Raw genomic sequence first — 12,922 nt, 5'->3', positions numbered from 1 at the left:
GTCGAGCCATGGGAAAAGTCACTGGCTTCATGGAGTACGAGCGTCTGGAAGAGGGCTACGAGCCCGTCACTGCGCGCGTCAAGAACTACAAGGAATTCGTCATTGGCCTGAACGTTGATCAGGCCAAGCAGCAGGGCGCACGCTGCATGGACTGCGGCACGCCGTTCTGCAACAACGGCTGCCCGGTCAACAACGTCATTCCCGACTTCAACGACCTGGTCTACAAGGGCCGGCCGGAAGACTGGAAGCACGCCATCACCGTGCTGCACAGCACCAACAACTTCCCCGAGTTCACCGGCCGCATCTGCCCCGCGCCCTGCGAGGCGGCCTGCACGCTGAACGTCAATGACGACGCGGTGGGCATCAAGTCCATCGAGCACGCCATCATCGACCGCGCTTGGGCCGAGGGATGGGTGCAGCCGCAGCTGCCCAAGACCAAGACGGGCAAGACCGTCGCCATCGTCGGCGGCGGTCCCGCCGGCCTGGCCGCCGCGCAACAGCTGGCGCGTGTGGGTCACAGCGTCACGGTGTTCGAGAAGAACGACCGCGTCGGTGGCCTGCTGCGCTACGGCATCCCGGACTTCAAGATGGAGAAGTCCCACATCGACCGCCGCGTCGAGCAGATGAAGGCCGAGGGCGTCGTGTTCCGCACCGGCGTCATGGTCGCCGCGCTGCCCGAAGGTTTCAAGGTCACCAACTGGGCCAAGGAAACCATTTCGGCCGACGAGCTGAAGAGCCAGTTCGACGCCGTGCTGCTGACCGGCGGCGCTGAGCAGTCGCGCGATCTGCCCGTGCCGGGCCGTGAGCTCTCCGGCGTGCACTTCGCCATGGAGTTCCTGCCGCAGCAGAACAAGGTCAACGCCGGCGACAAGCTGAAGAACCAGATCCGCGCCGACGGCAAGCATGTCATCGTCATCGGCGGTGGCGACACCGGCTCCGACTGCGTCGGCACCAGCAACCGCCACGGCGCCAAGAGCGTCGTGCAGTTCGAGCTGATGCCCCAGCCGCCCGAAGTCGAAGACCGCCCGCTGACCTGGCCCTACTGGCCGATCAAGCTGCGCACCTCGTCCAGCCATGAAGAGGGCTGCGAGCGCGAGTTCGCCATCGCTACGAAGGAATTCCTCGGCGAGAAGGGCAAGCTCACCGGCGTCAAGACCGTGCGCCTGCAATGGCAGGGCGGCAAGATGACCGAGGTCGAGGGCAGCGAGCAGATCCTGAAGGCTGACCTGGCCTTCCTGGCGATGGGTTTCGTGTCGCCGGTCGCCACCATCCTCGATGCCTTCGGTGTCGACAAGGACGCACGCGGCAACGGCAAGGCCAGCACCGAAGGCGCGGCCGCCTACAAGACCAACGTCGACAAGGTCTTTGCCGCCGGCGACATGCGCCGCGGCCAGAGCCTGGTCGTCTGGGCCATCCGCGAAGGCCGCCAGGCCGCGAAGGCGGTGGACGAGTACCTGATGGGCGCGAGCACGTTGCCGCGCTGAGCCGGGCTCGGCTGGCCCTGACCGGCCGCGCGTGAGGCGCGGTCGACGGCGGAGCTGGAAACACGGCGGCCCCGGTGGTGCTGACTTGCGAAGTCAGCACCACCGGGGCCGCCGGCTTTGGAGATCAGTTGTTGACGATGATCTCGCGCCAGTTCAGGCGTTGCAGGCCCATCACGGAAGGGGGCGACAGTTCATTGCCGCCAGTCTTGCCGCGGTCGGTGCCATAGACCACGCGCTTCTTGTTCTTCTCGCCCTTCTCACCCGTCTCGCAGTGGCTGGTTGTGCATAACGGGTCTGCCACCACCTCGACATCGACGATGACGCCTTCGGGGGGGCTTACGTAGCAGGTCGACGTGCCGTCTTTCAGGGCGCACTTGCCGCTGCCAAGGTCAATTGCATAGAGCCGGCTGTTGCCGTTGGGCGAGCAGGCATCACCGGAGTTGGGGGCAGTGGCGGCGAACGTGACCACGCCGTAATAGGAGGCCGGGTCGGACAGGACGCGCCAGCCTGGCCCCCCCGTCGAGACGCCCAGGTCCACGTACCAGCCGATCTGGCTGCGCAGGTCCAACACGATCTTCGAGCTGAGATCTGTCAACTGCCGCATGTGTGTCACGGTCAGCGGGAAGCTTGCGCCCGTCGGCAGGTCGGCGGCCTTGCTGAAGCTCGCATTGGTGCCGTCCAGGATGGCAAAGAACCGCTGTGCCTGACCGTTGTTCAGGTCCGACGAATCCAGCAGGCGACCGGTGCCCACCGTGACGTAACGACGGTTGGTGCCAGGCTGGATGACCGGCAGCGGCTTGGTGGTGATGGGCAGGGCCTTGCCGTCGGAGCCGGTCAGCGATGCGAAATGCACGGGTGTCGGGTAGGCAGAGCTGCCCGTGACGTCCAGACGCCAAAGGTTGCCCAGCAAGTCGCCGCCGTAGATGGAGTCAGCCGTGCCGTCGCGTGTATCGGTGATGAAGGCATTCACGTGGGCCATGCCGGCCTGCTTGGCGGACGAGCAGGCGTCACATGGGGCTGCGACTTTCTCCAGCAGCGCGCCGGTGCGCGGGTTGATGAAGAAGAAGTAGCCCTTGCCGTTGGCGTTGTTGTAGCCAGAACCGACCACGATCACCCAGCCGTACTTGCGGGTCTTGACCGCAATCGGTTGGCCATAGACGTAGCCCAGGTCGGTGTCGGTGAACTCCCAGAGCACCTTGGCGGCGGCCGTGGCTTCGCTGGTGATCGACGCGGGGTTGGTGATGTCGAGCGCGTAGATGACCTTGCCGCCCTTGCCCAGCCCGCCCAACAGCAGGGTGCGCCAGTCGGTGCCGCTGCCACCTACAGTGCGGCCGAAGTCGACATCGACGTCGATGGGAGGTGCATCCACCAGGAAGCGATGCAGGAAGTCCGGGTTGCCGACCGAGGCCAGGCCATTGACGCTGGGCGTACCCGTCGGTCCGGCGATCACCGCCGATGGGATGTAGGCGAACACCTCCTTGCCAGCATCGGTGCCGGTCAGGCTGCCGTTCACGGCGTGCAGCATGCCCGCATTGCTGCCGGCATACACCATGGGTGTGCGGCTCGCGTAGGTCGTCTTGAAGACGTCGTAGCCCGGGTTCATGGTCGCGGAGTACGCGGCGCTCGGCGGCCCCACGGGGCGTGACTTGGCATTGACGATGTCGCCGACCAGGGCAGCACGGTCACGGTAGGCCTTGGTCGATCCAGCGGCGGCGGATGAGCGCTCGTTCTTGCGGTCCCCCCGCACGTAGCTCACATAGTCGCTGGCATCGCTGCTGGTGGTGTAGGTGGGGTCCAGTTGCGACAGTTGAGTCGTGGTGAGCGATGCTGCGCGGAACGCGAGGCCGGCCTTGGTGCTCGTGTTGAACGTCACGATGTTGCGGCCCGAGTCCCAGCCGGTACCGCTGGCCTGGATGGCCAGCTTCTCTGACAGAGCCCAGCGCTTGGCGAGCTCCGGCTTTCCCGTCGCAGCGTCGATCGTGGCCAGGCTGGCCTCCAGGTCGCCTGTCCAGGTCTTGGAGTCGTACTTGGTGGCGTATGAGGCCAATCCCAGCGTTGAAAACTGGGGGGAGGCCGTGCTGAAAGAGGTCGAGTACGCAGCCAGTTGAGACGCGATGCTGGAGAAGGACTTGGTCAGGCCGGCGACCATCTGATCGGCCTGCGAGGCGGTGTAGTAGTTGTCAGGCCGCGCCGCGCCGTTGGGCGTGGTGTCGGTGGTGGTGGCCCACCAGGACTTGTTGGTGCTGAACAGCGCTGGTGTCGCGGTGTCTGCGGAGAAGGTTTCCGGCGCGTTGAAGCCGCCGTACTTGGCCGCCAGATAGAACTGGTTGTACGGGTCGAATTGCCCGTACTCCAGCACGTCAAGCCAATAGGTCTTGATGTTCTGCACGCCCGTGAGGTCGCTGCGCACGTCACTGACGTTCGCCCAGTACGCCAAACCCGCCATCAGCGCACCGTTGTTGTTGCAGCAGCCGTTGTAGCCTTGTACGTCACCCAGCGCGTTCCCGAGGCCTTCCAGAACGCCCACGCGGTTCGTCCAGGTCGTCGCATTGACGTCGGTGTCGTTCGACACGGCGGTTGGTTTGGTCGGTTCCTGACCACCCGTTGCCCCCGGCAGGTTGCGGTCTGCATGCGTATTGGTGTCGCCAATGCCGAGAATGAAGTTGCGTTGGCAGGAGTATTGGACCGGGTCGTCCCAGGAGGTGATCACTGGAAACGCATCGGCCAGGACGCGGCGGCGGTTCTGGTCGGCGCCTGGCATGCTGGACCAGGCGGTGACGTTCCCCTTGTTGCGCAAATAGCGTTGAGCCGCGTAGTAGAGCTCGCCCACGGGGTCATACGTCTTGTAGTTGCCGCCACTGACGCTACCGAACTTGTTGAGGTAGTTCATGACGCCGCTGTGCGAGATCGTGATGCCCAGCGCAGTCCCGGTGCTGGTGGCGTCAGTGCTGTCTGGGTTTGTGGCCATGATGCCCGTGGCTGCGTCCCACTCGGCAGCGGGGTTGCTGATGGGGAGGCCGCCGGGCACGGGCATGGTGGGGCCAATGAACTTCTGGCGCGCGCGCAGCACGCCACCGTCGCGCTTGATGTCGTCGTCGTTCAGATAGCCGAATGCGCTGTAGCGGATCTTGTCCGAGTACTGTTGCAGCAGGCCGGTGGGCTTGTAGGAATCCGTGCCATACAACTGGCAATTGCTCTCCAGACCGCCCGCACTGCTTGAAGGATCGCAGACCTTCACACGGACGAACACCTGATAGAGCGTGCCGTGGTCGTACTTCGCGGTCGGGTTGTAGTCGGTTACTGTGCCCTGCTTGACGTCCGGCGCGCCACTGGTGGATGTCTTGAAGTACATCTTGTTGCCAAGACTCAAGACACGGGTCGCGACGTCGGATGCCGTCGAGAACGGCGTTGCACCTGAGATCAGCGTGGTGCCGGCCGATTTGCGTATGGGGAAATTGCTTTCGCTGCCCTGATTGCCCCAGGCCTTCTCAAGCACGGTGAGGGATGACGTGTCCACGACCCGGTAGCCGCCCGTGAGCGCCCAGCGGAACGGATCGATGGTCTGCATCGTTGCCCAGTTGAGGTAGTTGCCACTCCATTTGCCGGAGCAGGTTCGTGTGGTGGTTTTGCCGGTGGGGTAGAAGTAGTTGTCAAGCCCGCCACCGGCGGTGTACTTGTAGTCGTAGCACTTCATCGGATCGAAATAGCCGATGTAAGTGGCTGCCGACGAGTAGGTGCCGGACGGGTGCGCCACGCTGACTGCAGTCGGGAACTCGACCGACAGCGCCAAGACCAGATTGCCAGGCACGCTGACCGAGGAGAACACCGGCTGATCAGCCAGTGGAACTTGTGCCGAGGACGTTGCTGCGATGACGGCCAGGCTGGATGTCAGCAGCAGGCCTCGCGCAGCGTGGAGGGGAAGTTGGGCAGGCATAGGGAGACCTCTTGGCACGGTGGGTGCGTTCAATCCGTCGTGAACGTGGATTGGAAGAAGGACAGGGTGTTGCGCGGGCCGGTTACCCGCAGCGTGAGGCGATAGACCGTTTGCTCCGCAGGTTGCAAGGGGCTACCACCTGCTGCAGCACCGCCGAAGACTTGGGAGTTGCCTGTGGCCATCGTGCATCGGCTGCTGTTGCAGGCGCCCTCAGTGGTCGCCAGTCGGTCGATGACGTAGCGGATCCTGACCCCCATACCATCGACGGTGATGTCGGGTGCGTTGCCAACAGCCGCGAATGCAGTGTCCGACAGCAGCGCATTGGGGATCCCGTGCGCGTTGGTAGGGAGAATCGTTGCGCTGTAGTTGGCGCCGATCTGGTGGGTGTTGCGCGTGACCTCGCTGGCAAGCACGCCGGCGTTGCGCACGGCATTCATGGCTAGCAGCACCGCTCGCTCACCCTGGTTGGTCAGGTCGCGCTTGAAGCCGATGTTGCCGATGTTGAATTGGTTGGCGGTGATGGAGCGTGAAATCGCTACGGCGCCGATCATCATGATCACCAGGGTGATCAGTGCATAGATCAGCACCACGCCCTGCTGGTGCCGGCGCATGCGGGAAGGGGGCTGGATGACTGGCCTCATAGGAGAATGCGAACGGGCTAGCGAGAGAAGCGCACGTTGCGCAAGGACACCGTGAACTCGACCACGCGGTAGCGCTGGTTGGTCGTGCCCGCAGGCACGTTGTAGGTGTGCTGCAGCCCGTTGGGCAGGCTGGCAAACATCGTCAGATCTTCCGGGGTGACGGTGGTGCGCTCAGCGAGATCGCTACGCAGCACGAGGCCCACCCGCACGGCCAGGATGGATCGAAGTTGCGCCACACTGGCCACCGTCTGAGCCTGCAGGGCTGCGGGCGTGAAGTTGGCATCGGTGGGCGCAACCCAGCTGTTGACGACAGCCGTTGGGCCGGTGTTGCCGGTGTTGTCGAAGCCATAGCGCACGCGCAGATCGACGACCCCTTCCACGAGCGCTGCGACGTTTGCCCCAGTGGTCTGGAGCACGTCATAGCTGACCAGCGTCGCGTCGTTGGCGACGCCAATCAACTGCAAGCGGGGCAGGTTGCCCGCCACGTTGCCCAACACAACGGCACGCGCATCGCCGATCGCACCGAAGTCGAGTAGTGAGGTGCCGGCGATCACATTGGCTGCGTAGTTGCCGCCAAAGGTGAGCAACGGCGCCTCATCACCGGCAAAGTTGGCGGTGACTTGTTGCAGCATGCAGCGCTGGCCCGCCTGCGAGAGCAGCACCAGATCACCACCTCGCAGGCCGATGGTGTTGGTTAGGCTGACCTGGCCCGCTGCCGCCGAGTTGGGCGCGATCTGCATGACAGATTCGCCGAGTCCCGAATTGCCGACGGCCAGCGCAATGACGTCCGAGCCATTGGCGCCTGCTCCCGGATGCACGATCAACGGGGCCAGTGCGAAGGCCTGTGGAATCGTGTTGAACGGTGCCGGAAAGGCTCGCGTGGCAGGCAGCAGCTGCGCGTTGTCACGTGACACAGCGAGCGGGCAGCCATAGTGGGCCGTGGCATCCTGGCTGAAGCCAGATCCAGCGCTGCGCAGCTCACGCTCCAGTGCGAAGGCGGCGTAGGCGCTGTTGCTCGTGAGATCGTTGCCTGAGGTCACGCCGCGCCGAATGGACTCCTGGCGGGCCACCATGGTCGAGATGGTCAGCATCAGCACCAGGCCGATGGTGATGGCCACCATCAGCTCGATTAGCGAGAAGCCGCGTTGAGGGAGGCACCTTGTCTTCAAGGGATCACCACGTCGGTTATGTATCGGTTGGTGGCGCCCGCTGCAGCATTCGCCGGGCGCCAGGTGACCGTGATGCGCGCCTCATTGGCGTTCACCGGCGTGACCGTGCCCACCCCATTTGGCAAGCCTGCATCGGCGGGATCTGCGACCCGCACGTTCCACGCATCCACGACAGCCGCTGGCAGATCGACAGTGTTTTGATTGAGCATGGTGCTGACCAACTCGTTGGCCAGCAAGGCGGCACGCTGGCTGTCTTCACTGCCGACCGAGGCCTGCAGTGCCCGGCCTTGCAGTGTGATCAGGCCCAGAAGCCCGAAAGAGATGATCAGCACGCCCACCATCAGCTCGATGATGGCGATGCCGTGTCGTTTGTTGTGGAGGCGCTTCATCATCGGCATCCGTCAGGGGCAGTGCCGGCCTTGAGCGGGTCACAAATGCGAACAGCGCCGGCGAGGCCTGCGGTCACGCGCAGCGGCCGGTTCTCTGCATGCGTTGCGTCTGGGGTGACATCAAAGCTGGCCACAGCTGCAGCGCAGCTGACGCCGATGCCATCGGGATCGGCCAGCGTGATCTGCCGACCCTCACCGCTGAAGCACAGCGCGGTGGCGGTGGAGGTGATGGTCACGCCGACCTGCACGTCCGTCAGGACGCCACATTGAACCGCTACCGAGGGCTGTGCGTTGATCAATGTGCCCGGCAGCGCTCGCACCTGCCAGAACTGGCCGTTGGCATCGGCTGTGGTGGTGTTGGTGCAATCCCGGTCGGCGGTTCGGAACATCACCACTGCGTGTCCTCTACGTTGCGCCTCGGCCTGAGCCAGCCGCACACTTGATTGGATGGCGTCGGCAACTGTGCGCACGCGCGCATTGCGCATCCAGGTGGCCATGCTCGGGACAGCCATGGCCACCATCAGGCCGAGGATCACGACGCCGATCATCAACTCGACCAAGCCCAAGCCGGCCTCGCGACGCTTCAACATGCGTCGCCCTTCTTCATGATCCACTTGCTGGTGCACGTACCCCAGCCTGTAGGGGCGGCCGTCGTGGCACGCACATCTTGGTGGTTGATCGTGAACTTGAAGTCGCTGACTGGCCCACTGCCGGTGGCTTGCAGCGTGAACTCATTGGCATCAAGCGTGTTGATGCAGCTGATGACGAAGTTGCCGAAGGTCCGTGTCGATTCGGTGGCGTTGTTGCAGGGTGAAATGAAGGTCGTTCCGACGTTGGCGAACGTGCGGTTGTCCTGGAAGTAGCGCTCCATCTGGGCGCGCATGGTGGCCAAGCCGGTGCTGGCGTCGGCCAGGCGGCTGCGGGTCACATAGGTGGTGTACTGCGGCACCGCCACGGCCGCCAGCACTGCCACGATCGCCACACCGATCATCAACTCGATCAACGTGAAACCTCGGGTGCTGTGCAGGCGGTGGGGGCGGTACATGGCGGCCTTCTTCATGACGGTGTGTTGATTCTGGTGTCGGGGCTGCTTTCTAGCCTGCCGCTCGTCGCGCGCTGCCCCACGCTGGTCGGTTGCCGATCTTGATGCGTGAACTGACGCACGCTCTAAGCGGTTGCCGTTAGCTTCGCTGAGCTTGTTTGGCCGGCGGACGCAGCGGCCGCAATGCCATTGCGCAGCAGGCTTTACCTTGGCTTTGCATGGTGACCCGGGGGATCTTGGTGTTTCCCCTATCATGGCGCCCTTTCATCCCGCTCGGCTTCGGCTCGCCCGCGTGACTTCCTTGGCATCTGCACCTCTGATCGAACTGCGCAACGTCAGCTGTGGCTATGGCGATCGCGTGATCCTCGACGGCGTCAACCTGAAGCTGGAGCGCGGCAAGATCCTGGCGCTGATCGGTACCTCGGGCGGCGGCAAGACCACCGTGCTGCGGCTGCTGGGCCGGCAATTGCGCCCGCTGTCGGGCCAGGTGCTGTTCGACGGCCAGGACCTGGCGCCGCTGGACCTGGCCGGCCTGTACGCCGTGCGCCGGCGCATGGGCATGCTGTTTCAGTTCGGCGCGCTTTTCACCGACCTCAGCGTGTTCGAGAACGTGGCTTTCCCGCTGCGTGAGCACACCGACCTGCCTGAGGCCATGATCCGCGACCTCGTGCTGATGAAGCTCAATGCCGTGGGCCTGCGCGGCGCGCGCGACCTGCTGCCCAGCGAGATCTCCGGCGGCATGGCCCGTCGCGTGGCGCTGGCCCGTGCCATCGCGCTGGACCCCGACCTCGTGCTGTACGACGAACCCTTCGCCGGCCTGGACCCCATCTCGCTGGGGATTGCCGCGCGGCTGATCCGCGACCTCAACGACGCGCTGGGCCTGACCAGCGTCATCGTGTCGCACGACCTGCACGAAACCTTCCAGATCGCCGACCACGTCGCCATGGTGGCCAATGGCCGCATCGTCGCGCAGGGCACGCCCGACGAGCTGCGCCACAGTGACGACCCGCTGGTGCGCCAGTTCGTTGGCGCCGAGGCCGATGGCCCGGTGCGCTTCCACCAGCCGGCCAGGCCGGTGGCCGAAGACTTCGGGGTGTCGGCATGATCGCGTTTGCAGCACGTCTTGGCGCCGGTGTGCGCCACAAGCTCATCGATGTCGGCGCGGCGTCCCGCCTGTTCCTCAGCCTGCTGGCACGGTCGCCGAAGGCGCTGGCGCGCTTCGTCCTCGTGCGCGAGCAGGTGTTCCACCTGGGCAACAAGTCGCTGTCCATCATTGGCGTGTCGGGCCTGTTCGTCGGCTTCGTGCTGGCGCTGCAGGGCTACTACACGCTGCAGCGCTACGGCTCGGCCGAGGCGGTGGGCCTGCTGGTGGCGCTGAGCCTGGTGCGCGAGTTGGGGCCGGTCGTCACGGCGCTGCTGTTCGCCGGGCGCGCGGGCACGTCGCTGACGGCCGAGATCGGCCTCATGAAGGCGGGCGAGCAGCTGACGGCGATGGAAATGATGGCTGTCGACCCCGTGCAGCGCGTGCTGGCGCCGCGCTTCTGGGGTGGTTTTATTGCCATGCCCTTACTTGCGGCAGTCTTCTCGGCCGTCGGCATCATCGGCGGTTGGCTGGTGGCGGTGCCGTTGATCGGCATCGATGCCGGCGCTTTCTGGTCGCAGATGCAGGGCGGTGTGGATGTGTTCGCGGACGTCGGCAACGGCGTCGTCAAAAGTCTGGTGTTCGGCGTGACCGTGACCTTCGTCGCCCTGCTGCAGGGCTACACCTGCCGGCCGACGCCGGAAGGCGTGTCCGCTGCCACCACGCGCACGGTCGTGTTGTCGTCGCTGGCCGTGCTGGCGGCCGACTTCATGCTGACCGCGATGATGTTTTCTATTTGAATGGAGTCAGGGAGTACACATGCAAGCCTCTCGACATGACGCCTGGGTCGGGTTCTTCGTGCTGCTGGGCGGCGCGGCGCTGCTCTTCCTGGCATTGAAGGCCGGGAATCTGCTCAGCCTCAATTTCGACGCCACTTATCAGGTGTCGGCGCGCTTCGATAACATCGGCGGCTTGAAGCCCAACGCGGCAGTCAAGAGTGCCGGTGTCGTCGTCGGCCGCGTGGAGTCCATCAGCTTCGACGACAAGACCTTCCAGGCCAAGGTCGTCATCAACCTGAACAAGACCACGCTGTTCCCCAAGGACAGCTCGGCCAAGATCCTGACCTCGGGCCTGCTCGGCGAGCAGTACATCGGCCTGGAGCCGGGTGCCGACGAGAAGAACCTTGCCGGTGGCGACCTGATCAGGCAGACGCAGAGCGCCGTCGTGCTGGAGAACCTGATCGGCCAGTTCATCAACAGCAAGGCCTCCGACATGGGCAGTGCAGCACCCGCCACCGGGGGCAAGCCGTGATGCGGCGCCTCGTACGAGGGCTTGCCGTGCTGGCGCTGGCCGTGGGGCTGGCGGGCTGCCAGACCGTGCAGGGCGTGGGCACGCGCATCGAGCGCGCGGTCGACAAGGTCATGGGGTCCAAGGGCCAGCGCCTGGACCCGTGGGAGAACTGGAATCGCAAGGTCTTCGCCTTCAACGAGAAGCTCGATGCCCACGTGCTCAAGCCCGTGGCGACTGCCTATTCGGAGGTCGTGCCGTCGCCCATCCGCACCGGCATCGACAACTTCTTCGGCAACATCGGCGATGCCTGGTCTGCGGTCAACCTGGTGCTGCAGGGGCGCTTCAAGCCCGGCGTGGAGCAAGGCATGCGCTTCGCTGTGAACTCCACCCTTGGATTGGCCGGTGTGCTGGACGTCGCGACCGAAGCGGGCCTGGAGAAGAACAGCCAGGACTTCGGCAAGACGCTGGGCCATTGGGGCATGGGCACGGGCGCCTATGTCGTGTGGCCGCTGTTCGGCCCGTCGTCCGTGCGGGATTCGCTGGCGCTGCCGGTGGACTGGCAGGTCTCGCCCGCCAACCTCTTCGACGATGGCAGCAAGCGGGTGCTGATCACCTCGCTGAACATCGTCAACACGCGCGCCAACTTCCTGCGGGCCGGTGAAATGCTGGAAGGCATTGCGCTGGACAAGTACACCTTCTACCGCGACGCCTACCTGCAGCGTCGGGGCAGCTTCGATGATGACGACGAAGTCGAGGTGCTGGTGCCTGGCGATGTCGCATCGGCGCCAGCCCCCGAACCTGCCCCCACCGTCAAGAAGCCTGCCGATCCGGCACCCGCCACGGCGCGGTGAACCAAAACCCGGGCTGGCGCGTTGAGTGCCCGTCCCGTTTCGAGAAAGCGACACCATGACTCTGATGTCCACCCTGCGCCGCCGCCTGCTCGTGGCCGCTGCCATTGCCTCGCTGGGCCTGACCCAGGCTGCCCAGGCTGCCGACGGCAGCGCCCCTGACCAGCTCATCCGTGGCCTGTCCATCGAGGTGCTGGAGACGGTCAAGTCCGACAAGGACATCCAGGCCGGCAACGTCGGCAAGATCGTCGCCCTGGTTGATGCCAAGGTGATGCCGCACGTGAACTTCCAGCGCATGACGGCGTCGGCGGTTGGCCGTTTCTGGCGCCAGGCCACGCCTGACCAGCAGGCCAAGCTGCAGGCCGAGTTCAAGACGCTGCTCGTGCGCACCTATGCCGGCGCACTGACGCAGGTGAAGGACCAGCAAATCGGTCTGAAGCGCTTCACCGGCCAGCCGACCGACACCGAGGTGGTCGTGAAGACCGAGATCCGTGGCAAGGGTGACCCCATCCAGCTGGACTACCGCCTGGAGAAGACGGGTGCCGTCTGGAAGATCTATGACGTCAATGTGCTGGGCATCTGGCTGGCGGATCAGTACCGCAACAGCTTCGCCCAGGAGATCGGCGCCAACGGCATCGATGGCTTGATCAAGAGCCTGGCCGACAAGAACGCCAAGGCTGGCGCGGCCAAGGGCTGATCTTGAGCGGCTTGAAGCTTCCCGCGCGGCTGCGCACGGACGGCGCCCGCGCCGCCTGGGTACAGATGTCGCCCGCGCTGCGCGCCGAGGCGGCGCAGGTGCTGGCGGCGGCCGGCCGCGAGGTGCGGCTGTCGGCGGCCGAGTTGAAGGACTTCGATTCGTCGGCGCTGAGCCTGCTGCTGTCGGCGGCGCGCCAGTGCAGCGAGCAGGGCGCGACGCTCAAGCTCGATGGCGCGCCCGAGAAGCTGCGCGAGCTGGCGCGTGTCTACGGGGTGGCGGAACTGCTCTGGCCGCCAAGCCACGCCGCACAAGCCTGAGCCAGAAAGCACAAAGCCCGCCAAAAAGCG

The 12,922-nt window shown here is 65.0% G+C and carries 13 protein-coding genes; 7 read left to right on the top strand and 6 right to left on the bottom strand.

Annotated features, from left to right (window positions below):
* Positions 1 to 8: 8 nt before the first annotated feature.
* Complete coding sequence (locus ACG0Z3_RS12965) at positions 9 to 1,484, top strand: glutamate synthase subunit beta (protein ID WP_394397990.1); 1,476 nt, start codon at positions 9 to 11, stop codon at positions 1,482 to 1,484.
* A 124-nt stretch (positions 1,485 to 1,608) separates the two neighbouring features.
* Here ACG0Z3_RS12965 and ACG0Z3_RS12960 read toward each other — a convergent pair whose 3' ends face one another.
* Genes ACG0Z3_RS12960 through ACG0Z3_RS12935 form a run of 6 tightly spaced genes read right to left on the bottom strand, consistent with a single transcriptional unit; the run spans position 1,609 to position 8,662 of the window.
* On the bottom strand, positions 1,609 to 5,418 hold the full coding sequence (locus tag ACG0Z3_RS12960; protein WP_394397988.1) for a pilus assembly protein: 3,810 nt from the start codon (positions 5,416 to 5,418) through the stop codon (positions 1,609 to 1,611).
* A gap of 29 nt (positions 5,419 to 5,447) precedes the next feature.
* Positions 5,448 to 6,029, bottom strand: coding sequence for a pilus assembly PilX family protein (locus tag ACG0Z3_RS12955; RefSeq protein ID WP_394397986.1), 582 nt, complete (start codon positions 6,027 to 6,029; stop codon positions 5,448 to 5,450).
* A 47-nt stretch (positions 6,030 to 6,076) separates the two neighbouring features.
* On the bottom strand, positions 6,077 to 7,228 hold the full coding sequence (locus ACG0Z3_RS12950; protein ID WP_394397984.1) for a PilW family protein: 1,152 nt from the start codon (positions 7,226 to 7,228) through the stop codon (positions 6,077 to 6,079).
* A complete protein-coding gene (locus ACG0Z3_RS12945; RefSeq protein ID WP_394397982.1) occupies positions 7,225 to 7,617 on the bottom strand; it encodes a type IV pilus modification PilV family protein in 393 nt (130 codons plus the stop codon). The genes ACG0Z3_RS12950 and ACG0Z3_RS12945 overlap by 4 nt, the downstream gene beginning before the upstream one ends.
* Entirely contained in the window at positions 7,617 to 8,207 is a 591-nt protein-coding gene (locus ACG0Z3_RS12940) for a pilus assembly FimT family protein (protein ID WP_394397980.1), read from the bottom strand. The genes ACG0Z3_RS12945 and ACG0Z3_RS12940 overlap by 1 nt, the downstream gene beginning before the upstream one ends.
* Positions 8,201 to 8,662 carry a type IV pilin protein gene (locus ACG0Z3_RS12935; protein ID WP_394397978.1) on the bottom strand — a complete coding sequence of 154 codons (462 nt, stop codon included), beginning with the start codon at positions 8,660 to 8,662 and terminating at the stop codon, positions 8,201 to 8,203. The genes ACG0Z3_RS12940 and ACG0Z3_RS12935 overlap by 7 nt, the downstream gene beginning before the upstream one ends.
* A 250-nt stretch (positions 8,663 to 8,912) precedes the next feature.
* Here ACG0Z3_RS12935 and ACG0Z3_RS12930 point away from each other — a divergent pair, with 250 nt between their 5' ends.
* Genes ACG0Z3_RS12930 through ACG0Z3_RS12905 form a run of 6 tightly spaced genes read left to right on the top strand, consistent with a single transcriptional unit; the run spans position 8,913 to position 12,892 of the window.
* Positions 8,913 to 9,764 carry an ABC transporter ATP-binding protein gene (locus tag ACG0Z3_RS12930; protein ID WP_394397976.1) on the top strand — a complete coding sequence of 284 codons (852 nt, stop codon included), beginning with the start codon at positions 8,913 to 8,915 and terminating at the stop codon, positions 9,762 to 9,764.
* Positions 9,761 to 10,540 carry a lipid asymmetry maintenance ABC transporter permease subunit MlaE gene (mlaE, locus tag ACG0Z3_RS12925; protein WP_394397974.1) on the top strand — a complete coding sequence of 260 codons (780 nt, stop codon included), beginning with the start codon at positions 9,761 to 9,763 and terminating at the stop codon, positions 10,538 to 10,540. The genes ACG0Z3_RS12930 and mlaE overlap by 4 nt, the downstream gene beginning before the upstream one ends.
* Positions 10,541 to 10,559: 19 nt before the next feature.
* Positions 10,560 to 11,051, top strand: a complete 492-nt coding sequence (gene mlaD, locus ACG0Z3_RS12920) for an outer membrane lipid asymmetry maintenance protein MlaD (protein WP_394397972.1) — start codon at positions 10,560 to 10,562, stop codon at positions 11,049 to 11,051.
* Positions 11,051 to 11,881, top strand: a complete 831-nt coding sequence (locus ACG0Z3_RS12915) for an MlaA family lipoprotein (RefSeq protein WP_394397970.1) — start codon at positions 11,051 to 11,053, stop codon at positions 11,879 to 11,881. The genes mlaD and ACG0Z3_RS12915 overlap by 1 nt, the downstream gene beginning before the upstream one ends.
* A 55-nt stretch (positions 11,882 to 11,936) precedes the next feature.
* Positions 11,937 to 12,575: an MlaC/ttg2D family ABC transporter substrate-binding protein gene (locus ACG0Z3_RS12910; RefSeq protein ID WP_394397968.1), complete on the top strand. Its 639-nt coding sequence runs from the start codon at positions 11,937 to 11,939 to the stop codon at positions 12,573 to 12,575.
* A 2-nt stretch (positions 12,576 to 12,577) separates the two neighbouring features.
* Positions 12,578 to 12,892 (top strand): STAS domain-containing protein, encoded by a 315-nt coding sequence (locus ACG0Z3_RS12905; RefSeq protein WP_394397966.1) that lies wholly within the window; start codon positions 12,578 to 12,580, stop codon positions 12,890 to 12,892.
* Positions 12,893 to 12,922 lie beyond the last annotated feature (30 nt).

Origin of the sequence: Pelomonas margarita, assembly GCF_043555875.1 — a bacterium.
GTDB lineage: Bacteria > Pseudomonadota > Gammaproteobacteria > Burkholderiales > Burkholderiaceae_C > Pelomonas > Pelomonas margarita.
Note: the sequence above shows the minus strand (reverse complement) of the source record. Positions and strands in the feature narration are given on the sequence as shown.

Coding starts and splice junctions, on each gene's coding strand:
- ACG0Z3_RS12965 (WP_394397990.1), top strand. CDS start 9: ATGGGAAAAGTCACTGGCTTCATGGAGTACGAGCGTCTGGAAGAGGGC.
- ACG0Z3_RS12960 (WP_394397988.1), bottom strand. CDS start 5,418: ATGCCTGCCCAACTTCCCCTCCACGCTGCGCGAGGCCTGCTGCTGACA.
- ACG0Z3_RS12955 (WP_394397986.1), bottom strand. CDS start 6,029: ATGCGCCGGCACCAGCAGGGCGTGGTGCTGATCTATGCACTGATCACC.
- ACG0Z3_RS12945 (WP_394397982.1), bottom strand. CDS start 7,617: ATGAAGCGCCTCCACAACAAACGACACGGCATCGCCATCATCGAGCTG.
- ACG0Z3_RS12940 (WP_394397980.1), bottom strand. CDS start 8,207: ATGTTGAAGCGTCGCGAGGCCGGCTTGGGCTTGGTCGAGTTGATGATC.
- ACG0Z3_RS12935 (WP_394397978.1), bottom strand. CDS start 8,662: ATGTACCGCCCCCACCGCCTGCACAGCACCCGAGGTTTCACGTTGATC.
- ACG0Z3_RS12930 (WP_394397976.1), top strand. CDS start 8,913: ATGGCGCCCTTTCATCCCGCTCGGCTTCGGCTCGCCCGCGTGACTTCC.
- mlaE (WP_394397974.1), top strand. CDS start 9,761: ATGATCGCGTTTGCAGCACGTCTTGGCGCCGGTGTGCGCCACAAGCTC.
- mlaD (WP_394397972.1), top strand. CDS start 10,560: ATGCAAGCCTCTCGACATGACGCCTGGGTCGGGTTCTTCGTGCTGCTG.
- ACG0Z3_RS12915 (WP_394397970.1), top strand. CDS start 11,051: ATGCGGCGCCTCGTACGAGGGCTTGCCGTGCTGGCGCTGGCCGTGGGG.
- ACG0Z3_RS12910 (WP_394397968.1), top strand. CDS start 11,937: ATGACTCTGATGTCCACCCTGCGCCGCCGCCTGCTCGTGGCCGCTGCC.